Genomic DNA, 26557 nt, shown 5'->3' with positions numbered 1-26557 from the left:
CTGTTCGGTCAGCGACCCATATGTTCGTACAAAGTGCGCGTGTCCGGCGCATCGTCGACGGCCATCAAGGCGTCGAACAGCGGGCGGGCATCGCCCGCGAAGCTTCCCGCGGCCAGGCAGCTCGAGAATTTATCGAACAACTCGCCCGGCAGCAGCGGCAGCTCCGGCCCGCCGCGCACGTAGTCGACCGCGCGCCGCGCGTGCAGGCCGTCCACGGTCCAGACCTCGACGATGTCCTGCGGGGCCTCGCCCGGCCGGGCGGTGTCCTCTTCGTCCAGCGGTTCGACCTGCACGCGCGCCATGAAGGCGCGCACGTCGTCGCGGCGCACGAAATCGTCGGTGAGTTCGAGCAGGCTGCAGCGGCGCGCGAGCGCGGCGGCGGCCATCGCGAACTGCATACTGAACTTGGCCTGCATCGTGTCGTCAGGCCGCTCGAAGCGCAGCGTCGACTTGTTGCGCCGGCTGATGCTCACGACCACCCGGGCGATGCGCTCGGCCGGCCAGTCGCGTTCGCCCAGCAGCGCCAGCATGCCGTCCACCGCGCGGTGCGACGCGAAGCACGTCGGGTACTTCTTGACGTTGACCCCGTCGCGCGACAGCCGCCATTCGCGGCCGATGCGCGCGGGCGCGGCGACGTCCACCCGGCCGCGCGGCGACAGTCCCTGCATCAGGCCCTTGGGATGCTCCAGCGCGTCCGGCGAGGCAGTCATGCCGCGTTCGGCCAGCCGCGCCGCCAGCACGCCGGCATGGGCCGCACGGCCCGCATGGTACGGCTTGGTCATGCTGCCGAAGTTGGCGATCAGGCCGGCGCTCTGCGAGGCGGCGATGCTCAGCGCCGCGGCGGTGCGCTCGGCGTCCAGGCCGCGCAGGCTGGCGCAGGCCATCGCGGCGGCGAGCGGGCCGAGCACGCCCGTCGGATGCCAGCTATGGTTGTGGTACAGGTCCGCTTCGCGCCACAATAGCTCGGCCCAGGTTTCGTAGCCGGCGGCGTAGGCGCTCGCCATGGCCTTGCCGTCCGCACCGCAGGCATCCGCCTCGGCCAGGATGGCCGGCACCAGCACCACGCTCAAGTGCCCTTTCTGCGCAGCATCGTCGTAGTCGAGCGCATGCGCGGCGGTGGCATTCAGCCAAGCGGCTTCCGGCGCGCGTGCCGTGCCCTGGTCGACGAAAAGGCGGCTTTCTCCAGCGGGAGGATCAAGGGTGGCATGCAGAATGCGCGCGGGCTCGCTGTGCCTGCCGGCCACCAAGGTGGCGAAGCAGTCGGTGAAGCCGGTGCGGATGAAGGGCAGCGCCGCGGCCGGCAGGTCGCCATGGCGCAGAGCCGAGCAGAACGCTGCGATCTCTTGGGTGAGGGGCATGATGGTTAGCGGTATCACCGACAGGCCCGGAAAGGCCCTCGAGAGCGGTGAAGCTTGGTTTATGATAGCGCTATCAATTGGTATCGTCAAACAACCGCAGTCAACACGACAAGGAGCCACATACCATGCGTGATGCAGTAGAAACCCAATGGATCGACCTGGACGGGTCGGGCCGCTTCCAGGCCTACCTGGCGCTTCCGCCGGCTCGCAAAGGCCCCGGCATCGTCCTGTTCCAGGAGATCTTCGGCGTCAACGCGCATATCCAGGCGGTAGCCCGCCAATACGCGCTCGACGGTTTCGTGGTGCTTGCGCCTGACTTGTTCTGGCGCCAGGAACAGAAGGTGCAGTTGGGCTACGCCGGCGACGACATGGCGCGCGCGCTGGCCATGATGAAGCAGCTCGACGGCGGCGAACTCGAAGCCGACTGCCGCGCGGCGGCGCAGGCGTTGCGCGACCGTGCCGAGACCACAGGCCAGCCGATCGCCTCGCTCGGCTACTGCCTGGGCGGACGCCTGGCCTATCTGAGCGCGTCGATGGGCCTGGTGGACGCAGCCGTGGCCTACTACGGCGGCGGCATCCATGACCAGTTGGACCGCGCGGCATCGATCACCTGCCCGATGCTGTTCCACTACGCCGAGAACGACGGCAACATCCCGCTGACGGCCGTCGAGAAGGTGCGCGAGACCATGGGCAGCCGCGCCGACGTGTTCGTCTATCCCGGCGCCACTCACGGCTTCAACTGCTGGGACCGCGGCTCCTACGACCCGCCCAGCGCCGTGTCCGCCCATGGGCGCACGCTGAGCTTCCTGGCGGGCCATCTGTTCAGCGCATAGCGACGGCGTCTGCACCAGGGCAGCGCGCCGGAACGCGTGGCCCGCTACCCTGGTACGCCGCGCTGCTTTCAGCTCCCCCCGAGCGCCCGGTCGAGCGACGCCGTGAACCGGCGCGCGTTCTGAAAGCCCACCACGCGCGCCTGTGACAGCTCACGGCCGGCCGCGTCGAAGAAGATGATGCCCGGCGGCCCGAACAGGCGAAAGCGCTTGAGCAGCTCGCGGTCGAGGGCGTTGTTGGCGGTGACATCGGCCTGGACGAGCAGCATCCGCGACATGCGCGCCGCCACGCCGGGGTCGGTGAAGGTGAAACGCTCCATTTCCTTGCACGACACGCACCAGTCGGCGTAGAAATCCAGCATCACCGGCCGGCCCCGATTGGCGGCGATCAGTGCGTCGAGTTCGGCTACGCTGGCCACCCGCTGGAACCGCGGATGCGCCGCGGCTGCGGCAGCCGCCGATGCGCCGGGCCGGGGCGCGTCCAGCCATCCCGGCAGCCCCGTCGCGCCGCCCGGAGCAGCCAGGGCGGGAGCGGCTGAGGCTGGGGCGGGAATGGCTGCGCCGTCCCGAGCGGCGTCGACGTGCGTGGCCACCGGCGCGGGCGCCGCCCAATGCGCGAGCGGCTGCAGCGGGTCGCGGCCGCCGCTGGCCAGCCCCAGGGCCTGCACCACGCCGATCACGGCGAACACCCAGCCCATGCCCTTGGCCAGGCGCGCGCCCGTACTCGCGTCGGCGTCCAGCGGGTCGAAGGCGCGCAACAGGCTCGCCGCGAAGAAGGCCAGCACGACCCAGCCCGCCATCTGCACCCAACCCGGCAGCACCGGCAGCAGCATCCACCAGGCCACCGCCAGCAGGAGCATGCCGAAGAAGCGCTTGACCGCATCCATCCAGGCACCGGCGCGCGGCAGCAGCGCGCCGGCGGACACGCCGGCGATCAGCAGCGTCACGCCCATGCCCCAGGCCAGCGCGAACAGCGCCAGCGCCCCCAGCAGCACGTCGCTGGTCTGCGAGATGTAGAGCAGCGCGCCGGCCAGCGGCGCGGCCACGCAAGGCCCGACGATCAGTGCGGAAATCGCGCCCATGCCGAAGGCGCCCGTGTAGCGGCCGCCCGGCATGCGGTTGGCCCAGCCCGTTGCCGCCGCTTGCCAGCGCGCGGGCGTCTGCACCGTGAAAACGTCGAACATCGCCAGCGCGAGCACGAAGAGCAGCGCGGCGAACATCCCCAGCACCAGCGGCGTCTGCAAGGCCGCCGCCAGGCTCGCCCCGGTCAGGCCGGCCGCCACGCCGGCTGCGGTATAGACCAGCGACATGCCCAGCACGTAGGTCGCCGCCAGCCCCAGCCCGCGCAGACGACGCGGCCGCGCATGCCCGCGGGCATGCGCATCGCCGACCAGGATCGACGACAGGATGGGCAGCATGGGCAACACGCACGGCGTGAGCGAGAGCAGCACCCCGAGCACGAAGAACACGGCCACCGTCTGCCAGGTGCCGGCCGTGGCGAGGGCGCCGGCGAGGCCCACGTCGTTCGCGTTCATCAGCCCGCGCCAGTCGAAGCCGGCCCGGGGAGCCGCCGGCGCGGCGACCTGCCATCCGCCGTCCCCGCCCACGTTCATGGCGATCGTCTGCGTCTGGGGCGGATAGCACAGCCCCGCATCGGCGCAGCCCTGGCTCGTCGCCAACAGCGAGAACGCCGCCGGCGGGCCGTTCACCGGGATGCGCACCGCCACCGCTTCGCGGTGGGTCGCCATGTCCTTCTCGAACACCGGGTCGTAGATCACGTTGCCGCGCGGAACCTGCGGCGCGCCGAGGCGCCCGCCCTCCGGCGGATCGGCCGCGAATGCGAACTGCTCGGTGTACATGTAGTACCCCGGCGCAATCCGCCAGCCGACCTCCACCGTGCCGGCGTCGACCATGCGCGCCTCAATCCGGAAGGCCGCTTCGGGCGGCAGGAAATCGTCCTCGGACAGTGCGTGCGCGGGGCGCAGCAAGGCCAGGACGCACAGCGTCAGCAGCAGCGCCCACCAGAGGGCGAGAGGACGCGCCGGGCGCGCAGGTTGCAAGGACATCGGCACTGCAGGGATCACGACAGCGGGTCGGCGGTTTCTTCGCGGACCCAGTTCAGATAGGCAGGCAGGCCGCCATCGACCGGCAGCACGATGGCCTCGGGCACATCGTACGGGTGCAGCCGCGCCAGCATCTCGAGCACGGCGGCCTCCCGGGCGCGGGTGGACTTGATGAACAGCGGGATCTCCTCGTCCCCTTCGATCCGTCCCTGCCAGAGATACATGGACAGCATCGGCGCCCCCAGGTTCACGCAGGCCGCGAGGCGGGCTTCCAGCAGCTCGTGCGCAATGCGCTTGGCCACCAGCAGATCGGGGGCGTTGCTCACCACCAGAATCACATCCTGCGCCATTGCCCTTCTCCTCGCATCACCGCAACAGGCGCCGGCGCATCACGCCGGACGCCAGCCACACCGCAATCACCGCCGTGGCCACCAACTGCAGCAGCAGCCAGAAGGCGTGCGGCGGCAGCTCGCCCAGCACCAGCGGGCGCACCAGATTGATCGCCGCGGCCATCGGCAGCCACTGCATCACGGCGGCGAGCGACTGGGGCAGTTGGTCGGCCGGGAAGAACACCCCGGACAGGAACACCATGGGCGTGATGCCCAGGGTGAAGTAGTACATGAAGAAATCGTAGCCGCGCGCGAATGCCGTGACGACCATGGCCATGGCGGCAAAGGTCACCCCGGCCACCGCGACCACCAGCGGTATCCAGAGCAGGGTGGGTTCCCGCGAGATGCCGAACAGCGCCACGACCAGCAGGATCGCAACCCCGCTCTTGAACGCCTTGGCCCCGGCCCAGAAGATCTCGGCCCACAGCACGTCGTCCAGCGAGAGCGGCGTGTTGAGCATACCCTCCCAGGTGCGCTGCACCTGCAGGCGCGAGAAGGTGCTGTAGGTGGCCTCGAAGGTGGCACCGTACAGTGCCCCCATGCAGATCGAGCCTGCGGCGAGGAAGGTGATGTAGGGCACCCCGTCGATCGCCGGCAGCAGCCTGCCCAGCCCGTAGCCCAGGGCAAGCAGCACGATCATCGGATCGAGCACGTCGCCCAGCACCGTCGCGCCGGCGGTCTTGCGCCACACCAGCAGATTGCGGCGGAACACGGCCAGGGCCAGGCGACTCGGGCGCGGCCAGGCCCAGGGTTTCTGCACGGGCACGCTGCTCACGGGGTCTTCCTCCTGTCGCTGCGCGACATGCGCCGGGCAGCGGGCGCGCGCGCTGCGGATGGCCGGGCGGGCGTGTTCATCACGCCTCCTCCCGCATGCCGCGCCCGGTCAGGCGCAGGAACAGGTCTTCCAGGTTGGCCGGGCGCTGCAGGTAGCGCACGTCGCGCCGCGCGAAAAGCGTGCGCACGACCGGCCCCGGATCGGACACATAGCAGAAGGCGGTCTCGCCACTCACCTCCACCCGGCCGGCCACCTCGTCGCGGTGCGCGGCCAGCCAGGCAGCGAGGCCGTCGCCATAGATTTCGACCACGTACGGCTCCAGGTGCTGCGCGATCAGCTCGTGCGGCGCGCCTTCGGAGATCATGCGGCCATGGTCGATCACGCCCAGGCGCTCGCACAGGCGCTCGGCCTCGTCCATGAAATGCGTGGTCAGCAGGATGGTCTTGCCATCGCTCAGCAGGGCGCGCAGGCGCTCCCAGACGAGGTGGCGGGCCTGCGGATCGAGGCCGGTGGTGGGCTCGTCCAGCACGATCAGATCGGGGTCGTTGACCATGGCGCGGGCCAGGGTGAGCCGCCGCTTCATGCCGCCCGACAGTTCATTGATGCGCGCGCCGCGCTTGGCCGAGAGTGCGGCGAAATCCAGCAGATCGGGAATGCGCCGCCGCATCTCGGCGTCGGACAGACCGAAATAGCGGCCGAACACCAGGAGGTTCTCCTCGACCGTGAAGTCGGGATCGAGGCTGTCCATCTGGGGCACGACACCGACCTTCATGCGGGCCTGGCGCGCCGCGGCCGGGATCGGATGCGACAGCAGCTCGATGCGCCCGCCGTCGTAGGGCGTCAGGCCGAGCAGCGCGCGCAGCGTGGTGGTCTTGCCGGCGCCGTTGGGCCCCAGCAGCCCGTAGCATTCGCCCGGGCGGATCTCGAAGGACAGGCCGTCGACGATGAGCCGCTCGCCGAAGCGCTTGACGAGGCCGTCGACCCGCAAGGCCGGCGCCGCGCCGCTCGGGACATGCTCCGACACGCCACCCGCCGGCGAGGACGATTCGATCGAGGACCGCTGCACTAGGGACATGCCGCCATTCTACCCAATGGTCGCCGGCCGGATCGGCGAGCACCGGCATGCGCGGCGCCGGACCGCTGCCCGCCGAGCGGGCCCGATTGCAGCGCGCACGCAACAGCGCGCACGCCTTCTTGACGCTGGCACAACGTATCGATACATTGAACAACATTACGAATCGTTCGCATTGTCGTTCATGTCAGACGGCGAACGGTCTCGTAGGGTCGCGTGGCGTTCGCCGCGCGTTTGGTTTGACAACGTTCCGTTCGCACCATCCGGCACCCGCAAGTGCCACCTTCCGCCACTGTCCTGGCGGCGCCGCCGCTGTCCCGGCGACGAATCCTTCACTTCCCATACTCCCCAAAAAAACGACCCGCCCACGGCGTTCGTTCACGTTCGCGCGTACACGCTCTGCGGGTCACCAGGAGAATCTCCGCAGATGTCCCACGCTCCGTTCCGCGTGCACCCCCTGGCCGCCGCCATGGGCTGCACCCTGCTCGCGTTCTCATCCGTCCATGCCCAGACAGCCGCACCGGTGTCCACGCTCTCGCCGATCCGGGTCGAAGCCCAGGCGCCCGCCGACTACGGCACCGAGACTTCCGCATCGATCAAGTACACCGCGCCGCTGGTCGATACGCCGCACACCGTCACCGTCATTCCGCGCGCGGTGATCGACGACACCGCCTCCACGACCCTGGTCGAGGCGCTGCGCACCACGCCCGGCATCACCTTCGGCGCCGGGGAAGGCGGCAACCCGCTCGGCGACCGCCCCTTCATCCGGGGCTACGACGCCCAGGCCAGCACCTTCGTGGACGGCATGCGCGACATCGGCGCCACCTCGCGCGAAGTCTTCAACCTGGAGCAGGTCGAAGTCTCCAAGGGCCCTGACGGCGCCTACGGCGGCCGCGGCGGCGCGGGCGGCAGCCTGAACCTCATCAGCAAGACGCCCAGGGCCGAGAACTTCACCAACGCCAGCCTGAGCCTGGGCACCGACGCCTACAAACGCGCCACGGTCGACGGCAACTGGAAGCTCTCGGACACCGCCGCCTTCCGCCTGAACGCCATGGGCCACGACGCCAACGTGCCGGGACGCGACAAGGTGGACAACCGGCGCTGGGGCATCGCGCCCTCGCTCTCGCTGGGGCTGGGCACACCGACCCGCGCCACCTTCAGCTTCTACCACCTGAAGACGGACGACCTGCCCGATTCCGGCATCCCGTTCCAGTACGGCACGGCCGCCTCGATCCCGGCCGGCGTCACCGAGGTGCGGCCGGTCGATGTCGATCGGCACAATTTCTACGGCCTGACCAACAGCGACTTTCGCGAGACCCGCTCGGACATCGGCACCTTCCGCCTGGAGCACGACCTCGCCCAGGACCTCACGGTGCGCAACACGCTGCGCTACACCAACTCGGCCCAGGACTACATCTGGACCCAGCCCGACGACAGCCAGGGCAACGTGAACAACGGCCTGGTCTGGCGGCGCGCGAACACCCGCACCAGCCGGATCGACAGCCTGGCCAACCAGACCGAGATCTTCGGCAAGCGCACCCTGGGCGGCATGCAGCACAGCTTCACCGCCGGCGTCGAACTGTCGCGCGAGAAGGGCGAGTCGGGCAGCTACACCGTCGCGCGCGGCAGCGGCAGCGGCGCGGCCAATGCCTGCGCCAACGGCGTCGGCGCCGTCTCGTCCTACAACTGCACCAGCCTGTACGACCCCAACCCGGACGATCCCTGGACGGGCGCCATCACGCGCGGCGAGCGCAGCACCGAGAACCGCACCACGACGAAGTCGGTGTATGCCTTCGACACCGTCACGCTGACCGACCAGTGGCTGGTCAACCTCGGCCTGCGCGTGGACGACTACGACACGCGCTACCGCACGCCGACCACCAGCGTCGATCGCGACGACACGCTCTTCAACTACCAGGCGGGCGTGATCTACAAGCCGGCGACCAACGGCAGCATCTATCTGTCCTACGGCACGTCCTCGACGCCCTCCAACGCGACGCTGGGCGAGGGCTCGGGCTACGGGATCACCCCGGGCCGCGGCAACGTGGGCCTCAATGCCGCCGACCTGGCCCCCGAGAAGACCCGCTCGGTCGAACTGGGCACCAAGTGGAATGTCTTCGACGAGAAGCTCGCTTTGTCGGCGGCGATCTTCCGCCTGGACACCACCAACGCCCGCGTGACCCTGCCGGACAACACCTACGCGATGGCCGGCAAGCGCCGCATCAACGGGCTGGAACTCGGTTTCGCGGGCAATGTGACGCAGCAATGGCAGGTCTTCGGCGGCTATACCCTGCTCGACAGCGAGGTTCGGGACGACGGCACCAACAGCGCGGCCGCCGGCCAGCCCTTCCCCAACACGCCCAAGCACAGCGCCAGCCTGTGGACCACCTATGCCATCACGCCGGACATCTCGGTGGGCGCGGGCGCGTTCTACGTGGGCAAGCAATACGGCTCGAATGCCGCCGTGCGGCGCATGATCCCGGGCTACGTACGCTATGACGCCATGGCGGCCTATCGCATCAACCCCAATCTGGACCTGCAACTGAACATCCTGAACCTCACCAACAAGTACTATTTCACGTCGACCTATTCGACGCACTACGCCTCGGTGGGCGCGGGACGCGCGGCGATCCTCAGCCTGAACGCCAAGTACTGATCCCGGCTGGCGCGCTGGGGCGTTCCCCCGTCCCGGCGCGCCTCGTCACGGAAAAACAAGCATGCTGGTCCAGATTCCCCAGGTTCTCGGCAAGGCCGGCGTCGCCCGCTGCCGCGCCATCATCGACGCTGCGCCCTGGGTGGACGGCAACGCCACCTCGGGCGTGCAGTCCGCGCAGGCCAAGCGCAACCTGCAACTGCCCGAGGGCTCGCCCGCCGCGCGCGAGGCGGGCGATCTCATTCTCGACGCGCTCGGCGCGAACCCGCTCTTCATCGCCGCGGCGCTGCCGCTCAAGGTGTTTCCGCCGCTCTTCAACCGATATGCGGGCGGGCAGCGCTTCGGCAATCACATCGACAACGCCATCCGCCAGTTGCGCGGCACCGACTTTCGCATCCGCAGCGACCTGTCCGCCACACTGTTCCTCACCGACCCCGCCGACTACGACGGTGGCGAACTCTGTATCGAGGACACCTACGGCACGCAGCGCGTCAAGCTCGCCGCGGGCGACATGGTGCTGTATCCCGCGAGCAGCCTGCACCGGGTCGAGCCGGTCACGCGCGGCGCACGCGTCGCCTCGTTCTTCTGGATACAAAGCACGGTGCGTAGCGACGAAGACCGCGCCCTGCTGCTCCAGCTCGACCAGGCGATCCAGTCGCTGGCGCTGCAGCAGGGCCAGGCAGCGGCCGAGGTCGTGGCTCTCACCGGCGTGTATCACAATCTCATCCGGCGCTGGGCCGAACTCTGAGCGGCTGAGCAACGCATTCCGATGCGCCGACCCGCGCCTATCGCCGTGCTCAGCCCGCGCCCGGGCCGTCTCCGCGCGCGGCGAGCGCCAGCGCCGCCTCGATCGTGCTCTTCAGGAAAGGCGACTCGTCGTCGGCGCGGTGGCTCATGATGACCGGCGAGACGAAGCCCGGCGCCGCCAGCGGCACGTGCACCACGTCGTCGCGCCGCAGGCGCTGCGCCGAGGCGGGCACCAGGGTCACGCCCATGCCAGCGGCCACCAGCCCGAGCGCGGTCTGCAGCTCGTTGGCCTCGTGCACCACGTCCAGCTCGTAGCCGGCGCCGCGGAACAGCCCGGTGATGTGGTCCGCGTAGCTCGGCCGTGGGCGCGCCGGATAGAGGATGAAGGGTTCGCCTGCCACGTCCTCGACGCGCAGGCGCTCCCGACCGGACAGCGGATTGGCAGGCGAGAGCGCCACCGACAGCGATTCGGTCATGACCACGCGCTGGCAGATGGCATCGTCGCGAATGACGATGCGGCCGAACCCGATATCGATGCGCCCGGCCTTGAGCGCCTCCACCTGCTGGAGCGTGGTGAGCTCGGCCAGGCCCACTTCCATGGTCTCGCGCGAGGCGCGCAGCTCGCGGATGAGTTCGGGAATGAAGCCGTAGAGCGTGGACGGCACCAGGCCCACGCCGAACCAGCGCCGGCCGCTCTGGCCGATGCGGCGCGTGTCCTCGACCAGCGCCCCGAGCCGCGCCGTGAGCTGGGCCGAGTGCTCCAGAAAGAAGCGACCGGCCTCCGTGAGCCGCAGGCCGCGGCGCGAACGCTCGAACAGCGCCACGCCCAGCTCGTCCTCCAGTTGGCGGATCTGCCGGCTCAATGGCGGCTGCGCGATATGGAGCCGCTCGGCCGCACGCGTGATGTTGCAGTCCTCGGCAACCGCCTGGAAGTAACGAAGGTGGCGCAGCTCCATCATACTTCTGAGGTATGGAAAGCCATTAATATAGTCTTGGACGCGCGGCGCGGGCAACGCGGATACTAGGGTCCAACCATCACGCCTTGCGTCGCACCGCGCGCCGGCCGGCCGCCTGCGGCCAGACGGCAGTCGCACGGAGCCTTTCATGAACGCCCCCCGCATCCAGTCCATCGAGACGCTGATCGTCGACCTGCCCACCATCCGCGCGCACCAGCTCGCCATGACGGTCATGCACCACCAGAGCCTGGTCATCCTGCGCCTGCGCTGCGACGACGGCGTCCAGGGCATCGGCGAAGCCACCACCATCGGCGGCATGTCCTACGGCGACGAGAGCCCAGAAGGTATGAAGCTCGCCATCGACACTTACTTCGCGCCCGCGCTGATCGGCCAGGACGCCACCAACGTGCACGCCGCCATGCAGCGCCTGGAGAAGGTGGGCCGCGGCAACCGCTGCGCCAAGTCGGCGGTCGAGACCGCCCTCTTCGACGCGCAGGCGCGCCGGCTCGGCGTGCCGCTCGCCACGCTGTTCGGCGGCGCCGTGCGCGACAAGCTGCCCACGCTCTGGACGCTGGCCAGCGGCGACACCGCCAAGGACATCGAGGAAGCCGAGCGCCTGCTCGCCGAGCGCCGGCACAACACTTTCAAGCTGAAGATCGGGCGCCGCCCGATCGCCGAGGACGTGGCCCACGTCTCGCGCATCAAGGCCGCCCTGGGCGATCGCGCCCGCGTCACGGTCGACGTCAACCAGGCCTGGAACGAGGCGGACGCCGCACCCGCCATCGCCCGGCTCGAAGCCGCCGGCGTCGATCTCATCGAACAGCCTCTGCCGCGCGAGCAACGCGCCGGGCTCGCCCGCCTGGCCGCCCGCTTCGTGGTGCCGATCATGGCCGACGAGGCGCTCGCCACGCCCGAGGACGCCTTCGACATCGCCAGCCGCGGCGGCGCCGACGTGGCCGCCCTCAAGATCGCCAAGTCGGGCGGCCCCTATGCCGTGCTGCGCACCGCGCATGTGGTCGATGCGGCGGGCGTCGCGATCTACGGCGGCACCCTGCTCGAGGGCAGCGTCGGCACACTGGCTGCTGCGCACGCCTTCGCCACCCTGCCGCGCCTGGCCTGGGGCACCGAACTGTTCGGCCCGCTGCTGCTCAAGGAAGACATCGTGCTGGAGCGCCCGCTGTATCGTGAATTCTGCCTGGAGCTGCCGAGCGGCCCCGGCCTGGGCGTCACGCTCGACGAGGACAAGATCGCGTTCTACCGGCGCGATCGCAAGAACAGCCAGCACCCAGCGGGCTGACCGCGCGCCGCGCCGGCAAGCCCGCGCGGCGCCCCGATTCCAGCATCATCAACGACACAGGAGGCCGCCATGCTGTTTCTCGTTCGCATGGACGTCAACATCCCTTCGCACGTTCCTCCCGCCGAGGCCGACGCCATCAAGCTCGCCGAGAAGAACTACTCGCAGGAGCTGCAGCGCTCGGGCAAATGGCCCCACATCTGGCGCGTGGTGGGCGAATACGCCAACTACAGCATCTTCGACGTCGAGTCCAACGACGAACTGCACGGCCTGCTCTCCGGGCTGCCGCTCTTTCCGTACATGAAGATCCACGTCACGCCGCTGGCCCAGCACCCTTCGGCGATCTGACGGCCCGCCGCGCCGGTTCGCCGGCCTTCTTCAGCGCCGCCGCGGCCACGCCGCGTGCGGCGTCATGCACACAACCAGAGACACACATGCGTCTGAGCGCCACCCTTGCCCGCCTGGCCCTCGCCACGGGCGTCATCGCCTGCACCGCCGCCTTCGCCGCCGACTATCCCAGCCAGCCGCTGCGCTGGGTCGTACCGTTCCCGCCGGGCGGCGCGATGGACGTGATCGCCCGCACCATGGGCGAATCCATGAGCCGCGACCTGGGCCAGCCCATCGTGATCGAGAACCGCCCCGGCGCGGGCGGCAACATCGGCGCGGCCAACGTCGCCGCCAGCAAGCCCGATGGCTACACGCTGATGATCGCGGCCAACGGCATGGCCGTGAATCCCGCGCTGTACAGCAACATGAGCTACGACCCGATCCAGGACTTCGAACCCGTGTCGCTGCTGGCGATCGTGCCGAACATCCTGGTCGCCAACCCCCAGCGCTCGCCAGCCAAGACGGTGCAGGAGGTGATCGACCTGGCCAAGGAGAAGCCGGGCCACTACACCTTCGCCTCGGCCGGCGTCGGCACCTCGATCCACCTGGCCGGCGAACTGTTCGTCTCCATGACCGGCGTGGACATGCTGCACGTGCCCTACAAAGGCAGCGGCCCGGCGGTCGCCGACCTGCTCGGCGGCCAGGTCGACTACATGTTCGACAGCATCACCTCGGCCAAGCCGCACGTGGACGCGGGCAAGCTCACCGCCATCGCCGTGACCACCGCCAAGCGTTCGAGTACCATGCCCGAGCTTCCCACCGTCGCCGAAAGCGGCGTGCCGGGCTACGACCTGTCGCCCTGGTTCGCCGCCTTCGTGCCGGCCGGCACGCCCGGGCCCGTCGTCGACAAGCTGCACGAAGCCATGATGAAGGCGCTGGCCGACCCCAAGGTGCAGGAAACCCTGTCCTCGATCGGCGCCGAGCGCATCGGCAGCTCGTCGGACGCCCTGCGCGAGCACCTGGCCAAGGAAACCGCGCAATGGGCCGAAATCGTGAAGGAGCGCGGCATCAAGGCCATGTGAACCGCCAGGGCCGCGCCGGACGTTGTATGAACAGCCGCGCCGCCCGGCGTCAACGGCCCCCGGCGTCCCCCTCCCGCGCTGCGCGTTCGCGCAGCTCGCGCCGGATGATCTTCCCGGTGGTCGTCATCGGCAGTTCCGTCAGGAACTCGACTTCCCGGGGATATTCGTGCGCCGCCAGCCGGGTCCTGACCCAGTCCTGGATCTCCCTGGCCAGCGCAGGGCCCGGCGTCGCCCCCTCTTCGAGCACGACATAGGCCTTCACGATCTCGGTGCGCGCCGGGTCGGGTTTGCCGACGACCGCGGCCAACCGCACCTGCGGATGGCCCAGCAGGCAATCCTCGATCTCGCCCGGGCCGATGCGATAACCCGACGAGGTGATGACATCGTCGTTGCGTCCCACGAAATGTAACCTGCCCTCGGCGTCCCGCAGGCCGACGTCGCCGGTAAGCAGCCAGTCGCCGACGAACTTGTCCGCGGTGGCGCGCGGATTGTCCCAATAACCCAGGAACATCACCGGATCGGGCCGGCCCACCGCGATATTGCCCTGCGCACCATCCGGCACGGGTTGCCCCAGGTCGTCGACGATGGCCAGTTCGTGTCCGGGCACGGCACGTCCCATGCTGCCCGGCAGCGGCGGCTCCAGCGCCGCGCATGCGGACACGATCATGTTGCACTCGGTCTGCCCGTAGAACTCGTTGATCGTCACACCGAAGGTGCGGCGCCCCCATTCGAGCAGTTCGGCCCCCAGCGATTCGCCGCCGCTGGCCACGCTGCGCATGGCGAGCCGCCAGCGCTGGTGCGCCCGCGGCACGGCGCGCATCATCTTGAGCGCCGTCGGCGGGATGAAGGCATTGCGCACGCCGTGGTCCTGGATCAACTGGAACGCCGCCTCGGCGCTGAACTTCTCGAAACGCCGCGCCACCACCGGGACACCATGATGCAGAGCAGGCAGCAGCACGTCGAGCAGGCCGCCGATCCAGGCCCAGTCGGCCGGGGTCCAGATACGGTCGCCCGGCCGGGGCAGGAAATCGTGGCTCATCTCCACGCCCGGCAGGTGGCCGAGCAGCACACGGTGCGCATGCAAAGCGCCCTTGGGCTGGCCGGTCGTGCCCGAGGTGTAGATCAGAATGGCCGGATCGTCCGCCGCCGTGTCGACCGGAACGAACGCGTCCGCCTGCGCGGCCATGTCCGCATGCAGATCGCGCGCCCCGTTCAACGCACCGTCGATGCAGAAGACGTGCCGCAGCGCCGGCAGTTGCGCCCGCAGATCGCGCAGCCGGCCTGCCCCTTCGGCGTTGGTGATGACGACGCTCGCCCCGGCGTTGCCCAGACGGTAGGCCAGCGCCTCGGCACCGAACAAGGTGAACAGCGGGATCGATATCGCACCGAGCTTGTGCACGCCGATATGGCCATAGGCCGTCTCGGGCGCCTGCGGCAACAGGATGGCGACGCGCTCGCCCGCCTGGACGCCGCTGGCGCGCAGCAGGTTGGCGAGCTGGTTGGACAAGCGGCGCAACTCCGCGTAGCTGTACTCGCGCGCGCCGTCGTCGGTCACATGGATCAGGGCCACGCGCCCGGGCTCGCGCTCGGCCCAGACATCGCAGACGTCCACGCCGATGTTGTAGCGCGCCGGGATCTGCCAGCGAAAAGCGTCGCGGACCTCGCGATAGGTGGTGCCGGTGGGCAGCATGTCGGTCTCCTCGATACATCCGCGGCGCGCGGCCGCCCGCGTCTGTCGCGCGGGTATGAGCCGGTATGGATGCGCCGCATGCGGTATGGACAGTATGCCCCGGCGGCGTCCGTTTACGGCGCCGCACGGGCCGGTCTATGCGCCGCGTCGGAAAGTCCCAACCCTGCTTGCACAGTTACTGACCACGAGTCATTATCCATACACGCGCATCGCCGCCGGAGAATCATCGTGACGCTCAACGACTTCACCCACGCCCCCCTGCTCATCACCGTCGGCCTGGGTGCGCCGACCCGCGAAGACCTGCAACGCCACACCCGGCACTGGAACCGCCTGTTCGACGCCGGCACCCCGTTCGCTTCACTGCGCGTCTTCGTCGACGACGAATCCACACAGCGGCCAGAGGGCGGCGCGCAGGACGGCAAGGCCTGGCTGCAGGAGCGCGGCGCCCACATCCGCACCCACGTCTGGGGCATGGCCACCGTGGTGCTGCCGCAACCGGCGTACGAACGGCTGCGCCGCATGGATGCCGAGAAACTCTTTGGCGTACCGGCCAGCACGTTTCCCGACCTGGGTACCGCGCTCGACTGGCTGCAGTCCGCCGTCTTCACGCCGCGCGGATTGTCCGTGCCCGCCGAAGCCGTCTCCTCGACCGTCGCGCGCCTGTGCTGGGACGCGGATGTCTGAGGCCGGCGCGACGACGCGCCGGCGGCGCCCCGACCAGCGCCGCGACGAGATACTGACGGCCGCGCGCAGACGGCTGCTGGCGCACGGCCTGGACAACGCCCGCATCGACGACATCGCAGCCGACGCGGGCATCGCCAAGGGCACGTTCTACCTGTACTTCCGGGACCGGCAGAGCCTGGTCGCCGCGCTGCGCGAGCAGTTCGTCGAAGAACTCGCCGCCGCGCTGGACGCCGCCGTGGATGCACGGCCGGCGCACGACTGGACCGGCCGCCTCGCGCACTGGGTGGAGCAGGCCATCCGCCTGCAGGTCGCCCGCACCGCCGAGCACGATCTCGTGTTCCACGACCTGCGCCACGCCGACGCGCGGCATCGACTGCAGGACAACCCCGTCGTGCACGGCCTCGCCCGCCTGCTCGAGCAGGGCGCCCGGGCAGGCGCCTGGCAGGCGCCCGCGCCGGAACTGCTGGCCGTGCTCCTGTTCCACGCCACCCACGGCGCTTCGGACAGCCTGCGCATGCAGGCCGAGCACACGCGCGACCACGATCACGTATGCGCCACCGTCGTGCAGTGGGCGCTGAACAGCCTGGCGGTGGGAGGCTGACGTCGTGCGCCGCGGACCACTACATAGGTAGGAGAGGCGGGGCCACCCGCCAGCGCCGCCTTACCGCCCGGCGGCGCGTGCGGCCATCTCCTGCGCGGTGGCGGTCGCGACGGCGCCCAGGTCGTTCGCCATGCGCGCGCGCACGCCGTCGTCCAGGCGCGAGGCGATCGCCACGATGCTCAGGCTGGCCATCGGTTCACCGCCCGGGTCCCGGATCGCCACGCCGACCGAGCGGGTGCCCTGCCGCAGGCCGGGGTCGGCATACGCATGGCCCTGGATGCGCGCACACGCCACCCGGTGCCGCACACGATCGGCCGCGATGCCATAGCGCGGGTAGCGATCGGCATTCGCGGCGACGATGGCTTCGCTGCGTGCGGACGTCATGGCGCCGAGCATGGCGATGCTCCCCACCGCCACACCTAGCGGGCGCCGCGAGCCCCGGCTGATCGACAGGACCTTGCGCTCGCTGGTCCCGATCTCGCGGTGGATGCAGACCGAATCCCATCGGCTGCACACAGTGAGGTAGACCGTCTCGCCGAACGTGCGGACCAGGTACTGCATATGCGGCAGGGCGCAGGATCCCAAAGCGAAAGGGCCGGCGCGCGCCAAGCCGAGCAGGGTGATCTCCTCGCCGATCCGAAAGCGCCGGCCGTCCTCGGACAACTCCACCGCACCCTCGGCCAGCAGCCCGGCGAGGATGCGCCGCGCGGTGGTATAGCTCAGGCCCAGTTCGGCGCTGACCTCCGACGTGCGCAGGCCGTGCTCCTGGCTGGCCGCCACCACGCGCAGCACGGCCATCAGACGTGCCGCGCTGCGGCCGTCGGTCTGCGCCGCCAGATCGCCGGCCGGCAAGCTTGCGCCGGCCTGGAGCAGGTCACGCGCCCGCCGCGACACCGTCATGCTGGCAGGCGAAATGCAGCACCTCGTCGGCGCAGGCCCGCGCCATCAGGAACTGGATCGCATGGTATCGGCTCGGCAAGCCGACGTAGGTGATGCCGGGTATCCTGGACCTGATGATGTCCTCGTCGGGCCCGGTGATCGAGCCGGCCACCGGATAAATGCCCAGGGTGGGCGTGGCGATCTTCTCGAGCAGGGGCTCGATGTCCGCCCGGGCGGCGAGTCTGGACAGCGCGATCAGCGAAGCCTTGTCGGTCTGTCCCATCATTTCCGCGTACCAGTTCTGCATGCCGGGATCGGCATCGGGGGGAAAGCGCAGGCTGCCATTGATTTCGTGCGCCCAGGCCCGCGTGCCCAGCTCGTCGATCGCCGCCTGCCAGCTCTCCCGGCCGCAGGCGAAGGTCTGCTGGGTGGCTTGCGATATGCGCAGCGGGGCGGCGATGAGCGACAGTGTACGCAGCTTGTCGGGATGCGCCACCGCCAGGGCGGCACCCACCATTCCGCCCAGGGATTCGCCGCAGTAGTGCACGGGCGCCTGCGCGACCTCGTCGATGATGGCGGCAAGATCGTCGACGAAGGTCTCGACGGTCATGCCGCCGGCGAGGTCGAAATCCCGACCCGACCTGCCCAGGCCGCGCAGATCCGGACGCACGACCTTGAAATGCCGGGCCAGCAACGGCACCCATGGGTACCACAGATCCGCGGACCGGCCGAAGCCGTGCTGCAGAACGATGACCGGGGCGTTCTTCCAGGGGTCGGTGAAATCGTCGACCAGATAATGCAGTGCGGGCTGTCCGGGACGTTCGAGGTAAGGCATGCGGGTCTCCTGTGTGAAAGCGCGTTTACTGGGCTTCGATACCCGCGGCCTCGGCCACGGCGGTCCATTTGTCGATTTCGGTGCCGACGTATTCCTGGAACGCCTGCGGGCCGGCGCCTTCGATGGTCAACCCGAGCTGCGCGATCCGGTCCTTGACCTGCGGGTCCGCCAGGGCCTTGCGGACCTCCTGCGCGAAGCGCTCCATCACCGCCTCCGGCGTATTCGCCGGCGCGAAGAAACCGTACCATGACGAAATCGCGACATCGACGCCGGCCTCCCTGAGCGTCGGCACCTCGGGAAACGCCGGCCAGCGTTCCTCGCTGGTCACCGCCAGCGCCTTGACCTTGCCCGATTGCACGTGCGGCACGGAAGACAGAACATTGTTGAAGAAGAAATCCACCTCGCCGGCGAGTATGGCCTGGGTCGCGGGCGCCGCGCCGTTGTAGGGAATGTGCAGGGCATCGACGCCCGCCGCCCCCTTGAACAGCTCTCCGGCGAAATGATTGACCGTGCCGATGCCCGTGGACGCGTAGGACAGCTTGCCGGGGCGTTCGCGCAGCAGCGCGAGGAAATTGTCCATGGCGTCGACCGGCAGGCCGGTCTTGGCCAGCAGTACGACCGGGCCGCTCGCGACGTTGACCACGCCATGCATGTCCCGCCTCGGATCGAACGGCAGGTTCGAGCGGATCGCCGGGTCCATGGCGTACGAACTGGCGGTCATCAGCAAGGTGTAGCCGTCGGGGGCGGCGCGCGCCACCTGCGCCGCGCCGATCGAGCCGCCCGCGCCGGCCTTGTTTTCGATGACGAGTTGCTGCCCCATCGAGCGGCTCATGGGCCCGGCCAGCAAGCGGGCCAGCGTGTCCACCGGGCCGCCGGGCGGGAACGGCACCACCACGGCGATCGGCTTGTCGGGATAGGTCTGCGCGGCAGCGCAGGCGCCGGACCCGAACAGTACCGCCATCGCAGGCAGCAGCACCAGGAATTGCCGCAGTTTCATCGCTGTCTCCTCTTTTCGAATGAAAAAAGTCTAGCGATGGGGAACCACGCGCGGCAATGACGAAAACGGCGTTATGACCGGCTGGCGGTCACGATGAGCCAGTAGCGACCCGGACGGCCCGCGCCGACATCGCCGCCCGCGATCGCACCTAGGCTGGGCGCACATGCAAAAAGAAAAAGGGCCGCTCGCGCGGCCCTTTCGTCAGTACCGACGAAGATCACTCTTCGGCAGCCTGCTCGGCTTCGACCGGCTCGGGACGGTCGACCAGCTCCATGAACGCCATCGGCGCGTTGTCGCCCTGGCGGAAGCCCATCTTCAGCACACGGGTGTAGCCGCCGTTGCGGGCAGCGTAGCGCGGGCCGATTTCGTCGAACAGCTTGACGACGGCGTCGCGATCGCGCAGGCGGGCGAAGGCCAGGCGGCGGTTGGCGACCGTGGCGTCCTTGCTGAGCGTGATGAGCGGCTCGACGACGCGGCGCAGTTCCTTGGCCTTGGGCAGCGTGGTCTTGATCGCCTCGTGGGTGATCAGGGCGACGGCCATGTTGCGGAACATGGCGAGACGGTGGCTGCTGGTACGGTTGAGCTTACGAAGCCCGTGACGGTGACGCATGATGTTTCCTTGTTGAATCTAGGAGTGTGAGACAAAGCCGGCCGGCCTTGCCTGATCGAGGGATGTCCATGTCTCCATGGATGCCCCACACGTATCCAGCTCTTCTATCGATCCTGCATGAATGCAGGCGCGGGCCGGTAAGCGCGCGATTGTACTACGGAACTGGGGAGGCCATCGGGGTGCGGTCGATGGCTCCGTGGAAGCTGCTTCAGGGTCTTTCAAGGCCCAGAGGCGGCCAGTTTTGCCTCGAAGCATGGCCGGTGCCCGGCCATGCTTCTCCGCGGAATTGGTCTGTCCGGCTTTGCCGGACAGCATCCTGCGGCTGAGCCGCAGGATGCCCCTCAGGGCCTCTCGAGGCCCAGAGGGGGCCAATTCTCCAACTTCATCCCCAGCGTCAAACCGCGAGCAGCCAGGACTTCCTTGATCTCGTTCAGCGACTTGCGGCCGAGGTTCGGGGTCTTCAGCAGCTCGTTCTCGGTGCGCTGGATGAGGTCGCCGATGTAGTAGATGTTCTCGGCCTTCAGGCAGTTCGCCGAGCGCACGGTGAGTTCCAGGTCGTCGACCGGACGCAGCAGGATCGGGTCGATCTGCGGCGTGCCGCGCGAGGGCATGTCGGACGATTCGGCCGAGCCTTCCAGGGCGGCGAAGATCGAGAGCTGGTCCATCAGGATGCGGGCAGCCTGGCGCACAGCTTCCTCGGGCGAGATCACGCCGTTGGTCTCGATGTCGAGCACCAGCTTGTCCAGGTCGGTACGCTGTTCCACGCGGGCGCTTTCCACGGCGTAGCTCACGCGCAGCACCGGGCTGTATGAAGCGTCGAGCACGATGCGGCCGATCGAACGCGAATGGTCTTCTGCGAAGCCGCGCACGTTGCCCGGCACGTAGCCACGGCCCTTCTCGACCTTGATCTGCATCTCGAGCTTGCCACCCTCGGCGAGGTTGGCGAGCACCTGCTCGGGATTGATGATCTCGACGTCGTGCGGCAGCTCGATGTCGGCCGCGGTGACGATCCCGGCGCCGGTCTTGCGCAGCGTCAGGGTGACTTCTTCACGGTTGTGCAGCTTGAAGACCACGCCCTTCAGGTTGAGCATCAGGTCGACCACGTCCTCGCGGACGCCTTCGACCGTGGAGTACTCGTGCAGCACGCCGGTGATCTGCACTTCGGTCGGCGCATAGCCGGTCATCGAAGACAGCAGGATGCGGCGCAGCGCATTGCCCAGGGTGTGGCCATAGCCACGCTCGAACGGCTCCATCACCACGCGCGCATGATTCGCGCTGAGGGTTTCGACGTCGATACTGCGGGGCTTCAGAAATGCGGCGTTAGCCATGTGACAGCTTCCTTTTCAATACCCTCGGCTCGTTACACCGATAAGGCTGATGGAATGACGACGGGCGACGCCCTGTTTCCCGAAGGAAAAGGCCGCCGCCCGACGGGAGAACTACAACTTAGCGCGAGTACAGTTCGACGACCATGGACTCGTTGACATCGCGGGCGACATCAGCGCGGTCCGGGGCCGACTTGAAGGTACCGGTCAGCTTGTTGGCGTCGACTTCCACCCACTGCGGGATGCCCTGGCCGGAAGCCAGTTGCAGCGATTCGTGGATGCGGGCCTGCTTCTTGGCCTTCTCACGCACGGACACGATGTCGCCAGCCTTCAGGATGATCGACGGGATGTCGGCGGTATGACCGTTCAGCTCGATGGCGCGGTGATTCACCAGTTGGCGAGCCTCGGCGCGGGTCGAGCCGAAGCCCATGCGGTAGACGACGTTGTCCAGGCGCGATTCGAGCAACTGGATCAGCGTTTCGCCGGTGTTGCCACGGCGGCGCTCGGCTTCCTGGAAGTACTTGTGGAACTGCTTCTCCATCAGGCCGTACATGCGCTTGAGCTTTTGCTTCTCACGCAGTTGCTGGCCGTAGTCGGAGGTGCGCGCACCGGACGTGCGACCATGCTGACCCGGCTTGCTGTCGAGCTTGCACTTGGAATCGAGCGAGCGACGGGCGCTCTTCAGGAACAGGTCGGTGCCCTCACGACGCGAGAGCTTGCACTTGGGACCAATATAACGTGCCACGGTGTATCCCTCTTAGATGCGACGACGCTTGGGCGGCCGGCAGCCGTTGTGCGGCACCGGGGTGACATCGGAAATGCTGGAGATCTTGATGCCCAGCGCGTTCAGCGCGCGCACCGAGGATTCGCGACCGGGGCCGGGGCCCTTGATGCGAACTTCCAGCGTCTTGATGCCATATTCCAGAGCGATACGGCCGGCGTTCTCGGCCGCGACCTGCGCAGCAAAGGGAGTCGACTTGCGCGAGCCCTTGAAGCCCGCGCCACCCGACGTGGCCCACGACAAGGCATTGCCTTGGCGATCGGTGATCGTGATGATGGTGTTGTTGAACGACGCGTGGACGTGCGCAATGCCGTCCGAGACGTTCTTCTTGACTTTTTTGCGGACGCGCTGGGCGCCGCCTTGAGCTTTTGCCATGATGAGCTAATCCTGAATTATTTCTTCAGCGCGACACCGGCGCGACGCGGGCCCTTGCGGGTACGGGCGTTGGTGCGGGTACGCTGACCGCGGACCGGCAGGCCGCGCTTGTGGCGCAGGCCGCGATAGGTGCCGAGGTCGATCAGACGCTTGATCGAGAGCTGAACTTCACGGCGCAGGTCACCTTCGACGGTGAACGTGCCGAGCTGTTCACGAATGCGTTCGAGCTCCGCATCGTTCAGATCCTTGACCTTCTTGTCGTAGGGGATGCCTGCGCCTTCGCAAATCTTGCGCGCGCGCGAACGGCCAACGCCGAAGATCGCCGTCAGGCCGATCTCGGTGTGCTGATGCGGCGGAATGTTGATGCCAGCAATACGGGCCATAACGTTTCCTTGTTCCTATGTAGCTCGACTCAACCCTGGCGCTGCTTGTGGCGCGGGTCGGTGCAAATCACGCGCACCACACCGTGGCGCTTGATGACTTTGCAATTGCGGCAAATGCGCTTCACAGATGCCATGACTTTCATGTTTGACTCCTAGTGTTCCGCACGCGTCATTTCGTACGAAAGACGATACGTGCGCGAGAAAGGTCATAGGGGGTCAATTCCACAGTGACCTTGTCGCCCGGAAGGATCCGGATGTAGTTCATTCGCATCTTGCCGGAGATGTGGCCCAACACCACATGACCGTTTTCCAGTTTGATGCGAAACGTTGCGTTGGGCAGGTTTTCGAGGACCTCACCCTGCATCTGGATGACATCGTCTTTGGCCATGGCCGTGTTTATCGCACCGGTAGGTTCATACCCTTGAAATTGGCTTTCTTGAGCAGCGAATCATACTGGTGCGACATGATGTATGCCTGCACCTGGGCCATGAAATCCATCGTCACCACCACGATGATGAGCAGGGAGGTTCCACCGAAGTAGAACGGCACATTCCAGCGCAGTACCAGGAATTCCGGCAGCAAACACACCAGGGTGATGTAGATCGCCCCGGCCAGCGTCAGCCGCGTCAGAATCTTGTCGATGTAGCGGGAAGTCTGTTCGCCCGGGCGGATGCCGGGGATGAACGCCCCACTCTTCTTCAAGTTGTCCGCGGTTTCGCGGCTGTTGAACACCAGTGCCGTATAGAAGAAGGCGAAGAAGATGATCGCCAACGCATACAGCGCGATGTAGAACGGCTGCCCCGGCGTCAGTGCAGCGGCGACGTTGCGCAGCCAGACCAGGCTTTCGCCGGTCGCGAACCAGCTCGTCAGCGTGGCCGGGAACAGAATGATCGACGATGCGAAGATCGGCGGAATCACCCCGGCCATGTTGAGCTTGAGCGGCAGGTGCGAACTCTGGCCACCGTACAGCTTGTTGCCGACCTGGCGCTTGGCGTAGTTCACCGTGATGCGGCGTTGACCGCGCTCGACGAACACCACGAACGCGGTGACCAGTACCACCACCACCACGATCAAGAGCGCGGAGATGACGGACATCGCACCCGTGCCCACCAGATCGAACAGCCCGGCCAGCGCAACCGGCAAGCCGGCCACGATACCCGAGAAGATGATGATCGAAATGCCGTTGCCCAGGCCACGCTCGGTGATCTGTTCACCCAGCCACATCAGGAACATCGTGCCGGTCACCAGCGAAATGATCGTGGTGACCCGGAACAGCATGCCCGGATCGATCACCAGCCCGGGCTGGGATTCGAGCGCCACGGAAATGCCGATGGCCTGGACGATCGCCAGGAGCAGCGTGCCGTAGCGCGTGTACTGCGTGATCTTGCGCCGGCCAGCCTCGCCTTCCTTCTTGATGGCTTCGAGCGAGGGAACGATGACCGTCATCAGCTGCATGATGATCGATGCAGAAATGTACGGCATGATCCCCAGCGCGAAGATCGAGAATCGCGACAAAGCCCCGCCCGAGAACATGTTGAACAGGCCCAGGATGCCGCCCTGGTTCTGCTGGAACAACAGCGCTAGCTGATCCGGGTTGATGCCCGGCACCGGGATATGCGTACCCAGCCGGTAGACGACCAGCGCCAGCAGCAGAAACACCAGCCGGCGCTTGAGGTCGCTGAAGCGACCACCGGCTTTGCCCAACGTATTCGCAGTAGCCAACGTAGACCTCTTGCCCTATCAGGCGGCCGCGTTCAGCGAGCCACCGGCCGCTTCGATCGCAGCCTTGGCGCCGGCCGTTGCCGACAGGCCGTTCAGCACGACCTTGCGCGACAGCTCGCCCGACTTGATGACCTTGGCGTAGCGCACTTGCTGGCCGACCACGCCGGCCTGCTTGAGCACTTGCACGTCGATTTCGTCGACGGGCAGCTTCTCCAGATCGGACAGGCGGACTTCGGCGTACAGGTGATCGTTCAGCGGCTTGAAGCCACGCTTGGGCAGGCGGCGCTGCAGCGGCATCTGACCGCCTTCGAAACCGACCTTGTGAAAACCGCCCGAACGCGACTTCTGGCCCTTGTGACCGCGACCCGCCGTCTTGCCCAGGCCGGAGCCGATGCCGCGGCCGACACGGCGCTTGGCATGCTTGGCGCCGTCAGCGGGCTGCAGCGAATTGAGTCGAATCGTATCTTCCATGACTGTTCCTTCAGGCTTCCGACACGGCGACCAGGTAGGACACCTTGCGGATCATGCCGCGAACCTCGGGCGTGTCCACCAGCACGCGGCTGCTGTTCATCTTGCCCAGGCCCAGACCGCGCACGGTGGCGCGGTGCGACTCGCGCGTACCGATGGGCGAGCGCACGAGCGTGACTTTGACGTGCTTCTTTTCAGTCGTCATGTCTTACCCCAGAATTTCCTCGACGGTCTTGCCGCGCTTGGCAGCAATTTCCGACGGGGTGGAGGAGGCGCGCAAACCGTTAAGCGTAGCACGCACCAGGTTGTACGGGTTGGTCGAACCCAGGCTCTTCGCCACGACGTTACGCACACCCATCACGTCGAAGATAGCGCGCATCGGGCCGCCGGCGATCACGCCGGTACCTTCGGCGGCCGGCGAGATCAGCACCTTGGAGGCACCGTGCTTGCCGACGACGGCGTGGTGCAGGGTGCCGCTCTTCAGCGAAACCTTGACCATGTCGCGGCGGGCCTGCTCCATCGCCTTCTGAACGGCGACCGGCACTTCACGCGCCTTGCCCTTGCCCATGCCGATACGGCCATCACCGTCGCCCACCACGCTCAGCGCGGCGAAGCTCATGGTGCGACCACCCTTGACTACCTTGCTGACGCGGTTGACCGCGATCATCTTTTCGCGCAGACCGTCGTCGCGCTCTTCGGCAGCCTGATTCTTGCCTTGCATCTTGGCCATGTGATCCTCGCTTAGAACTTCAGGCCGGCTTCGCGCGCGGCTTCAGCCAACGCCTTCACACGACCGTGGTAGCGGAAACCGGAGCGATCGAACGCCACCGACTCGATACCGGCCGCGCGCGCCTTCTCGGCGACACGCTTGCCGATGAGCGTGGCAGCGGCAACATTGCCGCCCGCGCCGCTCTGGCCAGCCAGTTGCTGGCGCACTTCGGGCTCGACCGTCGACGCGGAAACGAGCACCTGGGTGCCCTCCGGCGCGATGATGCTGGCGTAGATGTGCAGGTTCGAGCGATGCACCGTGAGACGATGCATGCCGAGTTCCTGGATCTTGCGGCGTGTAGGCACGGCACGGCGCAAACGAGATTGTTTTTTGTCCATGATGAGTCCTTACGCCCTTACTTCTTCTTGGTCTCTTTGATGATGACCCGCTCATCGGCGTAGCGGACACCCTTGCCCTTGTAGGGCTCGGGCTCGCGGTACGCGCGGATTTCAGCGGCCACCTGACCAACGACCTGCTTGTCCGACCCCTTGACCACGATCTCGGTCTGGGTGGGGCACTCGACCTTCACGCCGGCGGGCATCTTGTGCACGACGTCATGCGAGAAGCCGAGCTGCAGCTTGACGGAATCGCCTTGGGCCTGGGCACGGTAACCCACGCCGACCAGGTTGAGCTTGCGCTCGAAACCCTTGCTGACGCCGGTGACCATGTTGTTGACCAGGGCGCGCACGGTGCCGGACATCGCCTTGGCGTGGCGCGAGTCGTTCGCAGCGACGAACGACAGCTTGCCGCCTTCCTCGGTGACAGTGACGTCGCCGGTGAGCGCCTGCGTCAGGGTGCCCAGCGGGCCCTTGACGGTGATCTGGTCCTGGGCGATGTTGGCTTCGACGCCCTTGGGCAGTTCGACGGGATACTTAGCAATACGCGACATGTG

At 67.7% G+C, this 26557-nt stretch carries 31 protein-coding genes; 8 read left to right on the top strand and 23 right to left on the bottom strand.

The genetic code is table 11. The features are described from left to right. Positions 1-8 precede the first annotated feature (8 nt). Positions 9-1358: an MmgE/PrpD family protein gene (locus tag FOZ76_RS18315; RefSeq protein ID WP_143949731.1), complete on the bottom strand. Its 1350-nt coding sequence runs from the start codon at positions 1356-1358 to the stop codon at positions 9-11. A 125-nt stretch (positions 1359-1483) separates the two neighbouring features. Here FOZ76_RS18315 and FOZ76_RS18310 point away from each other — a divergent pair, with 125 nt between their 5' ends. Then, entirely contained in the window at positions 1484-2191 is a 708-nt protein-coding gene (locus FOZ76_RS18310; RefSeq protein ID WP_143949730.1) for a dienelactone hydrolase family protein, read from the top strand. A 68-nt stretch (positions 2192-2259) separates the two neighbouring features. Here FOZ76_RS18310 and dsbD read toward each other — a convergent pair whose 3' ends face one another. The 4 genes from dsbD to FOZ76_RS18290 all read right to left on the bottom strand — a co-directional run bounded on the left by dsbD (position 2260) and on the right by FOZ76_RS18290 (position 6490). After that, positions 2260-4254, bottom strand: a complete 1995-nt coding sequence (gene dsbD, locus FOZ76_RS18305) for a protein-disulfide reductase DsbD (protein ID WP_143949729.1) — start codon at positions 4252-4254, stop codon at positions 2260-2262. Positions 4255-4268: 14 nt separating this feature from the next. Beyond that, positions 4269-4601: a divalent-cation tolerance protein CutA gene (cutA, locus tag FOZ76_RS18300; RefSeq protein WP_143949728.1), complete on the bottom strand. Its 333-nt coding sequence runs from the start codon at positions 4599-4601 to the stop codon at positions 4269-4271. A 16-nt stretch (positions 4602-4617) separates the two neighbouring features. Continuing rightward, positions 4618-5415 carry an ABC transporter permease gene (locus FOZ76_RS18295; protein ID WP_246129612.1) on the bottom strand — a complete coding sequence of 266 codons (798 nt, stop codon included), beginning with the start codon at positions 5413-5415 and terminating at the stop codon, positions 4618-4620. A gap of 79 nt (positions 5416-5494) precedes the next feature. Further along, positions 5495-6490 carry an ATP-binding cassette domain-containing protein gene (locus tag FOZ76_RS18290; RefSeq protein ID WP_143949727.1) on the bottom strand — a complete coding sequence of 332 codons (996 nt, stop codon included), beginning with the start codon at positions 6488-6490 and terminating at the stop codon, positions 5495-5497. Positions 6491-6914: 424 nt separating this feature from the next. Between FOZ76_RS18290 and FOZ76_RS18285 the strand changes: the two genes are divergently transcribed. Then, positions 6915-9143: a TonB-dependent receptor gene (locus FOZ76_RS18285; protein WP_143949726.1), complete on the top strand. Its 2229-nt coding sequence runs from the start codon at positions 6915-6917 to the stop codon at positions 9141-9143. A gap of 61 nt (positions 9144-9204) precedes the next feature. Then, the gene (locus FOZ76_RS18280) at positions 9205-9888 is read left to right on the top strand and encodes a Fe2+-dependent dioxygenase (protein ID WP_143949725.1); all 684 of its coding nucleotides are present in this window, start codon (positions 9205-9207) and stop codon (positions 9886-9888) included. 49 nt (positions 9889-9937) lie between these two features. Here FOZ76_RS18280 and FOZ76_RS18275 read toward each other — a convergent pair whose 3' ends face one another. After that, positions 9938-10843 (bottom strand): LysR family transcriptional regulator, encoded by a 906-nt coding sequence (locus FOZ76_RS18275; protein WP_143949785.1) that lies wholly within the window; start codon positions 10841-10843, stop codon positions 9938-9940. Between the two features lie 148 nt (positions 10844-10991). Here FOZ76_RS18275 and FOZ76_RS18270 point away from each other — a divergent pair, with 148 nt between their 5' ends. The 3 genes from FOZ76_RS18270 to FOZ76_RS18260 all read left to right on the top strand — a co-directional run bounded on the left by FOZ76_RS18270 (position 10992) and on the right by FOZ76_RS18260 (position 13546). Continuing rightward, on the top strand, positions 10992-12140 hold the full coding sequence (locus FOZ76_RS18270; RefSeq protein WP_143949724.1) for a muconate/chloromuconate family cycloisomerase: 1149 nt from the start codon (positions 10992-10994) through the stop codon (positions 12138-12140). A gap of 69 nt (positions 12141-12209) precedes the next feature. Continuing rightward, positions 12210-12485, top strand: coding sequence for a muconolactone Delta-isomerase (catC, locus tag FOZ76_RS18265; RefSeq protein WP_143949723.1), 276 nt, complete (start codon positions 12210-12212; stop codon positions 12483-12485). 86 nt (positions 12486-12571) lie between these two features. After that, on the top strand, positions 12572-13546 hold the full coding sequence (locus FOZ76_RS18260) for a Bug family tripartite tricarboxylate transporter substrate binding protein (RefSeq protein WP_143949722.1): 975 nt from the start codon (positions 12572-12574) through the stop codon (positions 13544-13546). A gap of 49 nt (positions 13547-13595) precedes the next feature. Here FOZ76_RS18260 and FOZ76_RS18255 read toward each other — a convergent pair whose 3' ends face one another. Beyond that, on the bottom strand, positions 13596-15236 hold the full coding sequence (locus FOZ76_RS18255; protein ID WP_143949721.1) for an acyl-CoA synthetase: 1641 nt from the start codon (positions 15234-15236) through the stop codon (positions 13596-13598). Between the two features lie 228 nt (positions 15237-15464). Between FOZ76_RS18255 and FOZ76_RS27565 the strand changes: the two genes are divergently transcribed. Together FOZ76_RS27565 and FOZ76_RS18250 are read left to right on the top strand one after the other, a co-directional pair. Beyond that, on the top strand, positions 15465-15920 hold the full coding sequence (locus FOZ76_RS27565) for a hypothetical protein (protein WP_170235527.1): 456 nt from the start codon (positions 15465-15467) through the stop codon (positions 15918-15920). Continuing rightward, positions 15913-16521 carry a TetR/AcrR family transcriptional regulator gene (locus FOZ76_RS18250; RefSeq protein ID WP_170235526.1) on the top strand — a complete coding sequence of 203 codons (609 nt, stop codon included), beginning with the start codon at positions 15913-15915 and terminating at the stop codon, positions 16519-16521. The genes FOZ76_RS27565 and FOZ76_RS18250 overlap by 8 nt, the downstream gene beginning before the upstream one ends. 60 nt (positions 16522-16581) lie before the next feature. Here the strand turns inward: FOZ76_RS18250 and FOZ76_RS18245 are convergent, their stop codons facing one another. The 16 genes from FOZ76_RS18245 to rplF form a co-directional block, all read right to left on the bottom strand. Next, a complete protein-coding gene (locus FOZ76_RS18245; protein ID WP_143949719.1) occupies positions 16582-17421 on the bottom strand; it encodes an IclR family transcriptional regulator in 840 nt (279 codons plus the stop codon). Next, on the bottom strand, positions 17396-18235 hold the full coding sequence (locus FOZ76_RS18240) for an alpha/beta fold hydrolase (protein ID WP_143949718.1): 840 nt from the start codon (positions 18233-18235) through the stop codon (positions 17396-17398). Before FOZ76_RS18240 ends, FOZ76_RS18245 begins: the two co-directional genes overlap by 26 nt. A 25-nt stretch (positions 18236-18260) precedes the next feature. Beyond that, entirely contained in the window at positions 18261-19232 is a 972-nt protein-coding gene (locus tag FOZ76_RS18235; RefSeq protein WP_143949717.1) for a Bug family tripartite tricarboxylate transporter substrate binding protein, read from the bottom strand. A gap of 217 nt (positions 19233-19449) precedes the next feature. Beyond that, a complete protein-coding gene (rplQ, locus tag FOZ76_RS18230; protein WP_143949716.1) occupies positions 19450-19842 on the bottom strand; it encodes a 50S ribosomal protein L17 in 393 nt (130 codons plus the stop codon). A 341-nt stretch (positions 19843-20183) separates the two neighbouring features. Next, a complete protein-coding gene (locus tag FOZ76_RS18225) occupies positions 20184-21170 on the bottom strand; it encodes a DNA-directed RNA polymerase subunit alpha (protein ID WP_143949715.1) in 987 nt (328 codons plus the stop codon). Positions 21171-21288: 118 nt separating this feature from the next. Further along, positions 21289-21912, bottom strand: coding sequence for a 30S ribosomal protein S4 (gene rpsD / locus FOZ76_RS18220; RefSeq protein WP_143949714.1), 624 nt, complete (start codon positions 21910-21912; stop codon positions 21289-21291). 12 nt (positions 21913-21924) lie between these two features. After that, complete coding sequence (gene rpsK / locus FOZ76_RS18215) at positions 21925-22323, bottom strand: 30S ribosomal protein S11 (protein ID WP_143949713.1); 399 nt, start codon at positions 22321-22323, stop codon at positions 21925-21927. A gap of 17 nt (positions 22324-22340) precedes the next feature. After that, positions 22341-22706 carry a 30S ribosomal protein S13 gene (gene rpsM, locus FOZ76_RS18210; protein WP_143949712.1) on the bottom strand — a complete coding sequence of 122 codons (366 nt, stop codon included), beginning with the start codon at positions 22704-22706 and terminating at the stop codon, positions 22341-22343. Positions 22707-22735: 29 nt separating this feature from the next. Then, positions 22736-22849 (bottom strand): 50S ribosomal protein L36, encoded by a 114-nt coding sequence (rpmJ, locus tag FOZ76_RS18205; protein WP_003806928.1) that lies wholly within the window; start codon positions 22847-22849, stop codon positions 22736-22738. Between the two features lie 26 nt (positions 22850-22875). After that, positions 22876-23094 carry a translation initiation factor IF-1 gene (gene infA, locus FOZ76_RS18200; RefSeq protein WP_143949711.1) on the bottom strand — a complete coding sequence of 73 codons (219 nt, stop codon included), beginning with the start codon at positions 23092-23094 and terminating at the stop codon, positions 22876-22878. Between the two features lie 8 nt (positions 23095-23102). Next, complete coding sequence (secY, locus tag FOZ76_RS18195) at positions 23103-24428, bottom strand: preprotein translocase subunit SecY (RefSeq protein ID WP_143949710.1); 1326 nt, start codon at positions 24426-24428, stop codon at positions 23103-23105. An 18-nt stretch (positions 24429-24446) separates the two neighbouring features. Beyond that, positions 24447-24899: a 50S ribosomal protein L15 gene (gene rplO, locus FOZ76_RS18190; protein WP_143949709.1), complete on the bottom strand. Its 453-nt coding sequence runs from the start codon at positions 24897-24899 to the stop codon at positions 24447-24449. Between the two features lie 10 nt (positions 24900-24909). Beyond that, positions 24910-25101: a 50S ribosomal protein L30 gene (gene rpmD, locus FOZ76_RS18185; RefSeq protein WP_143949708.1), complete on the bottom strand. Its 192-nt coding sequence runs from the start codon at positions 25099-25101 to the stop codon at positions 24910-24912. A gap of 3 nt (positions 25102-25104) precedes the next feature. Continuing rightward, entirely contained in the window at positions 25105-25626 is a 522-nt protein-coding gene (gene rpsE / locus FOZ76_RS18180; RefSeq protein ID WP_143949707.1) for a 30S ribosomal protein S5, read from the bottom strand. Between the two features lie 11 nt (positions 25627-25637). Further along, complete coding sequence (gene rplR / locus FOZ76_RS18175; protein WP_143949706.1) at positions 25638-26003, bottom strand: 50S ribosomal protein L18; 366 nt, start codon at positions 26001-26003, stop codon at positions 25638-25640. A gap of 17 nt (positions 26004-26020) precedes the next feature. After that, positions 26021-26554, bottom strand: a complete 534-nt coding sequence (gene rplF / locus FOZ76_RS18170; RefSeq protein WP_143949705.1) for a 50S ribosomal protein L6 — start codon at positions 26552-26554, stop codon at positions 26021-26023. Between the last annotated feature and the right edge of the window lie 3 nt (positions 26555-26557).

It is taken from the genome of Verticiella sediminum, assembly GCF_007558815.1.
GTDB classification, from domain to species: Bacteria; Pseudomonadota; Gammaproteobacteria; order Burkholderiales; family Burkholderiaceae_B; genus Verticiella; species Verticiella sediminum.
This window is presented reverse-complemented; position numbering and strand designations above follow the sequence as displayed.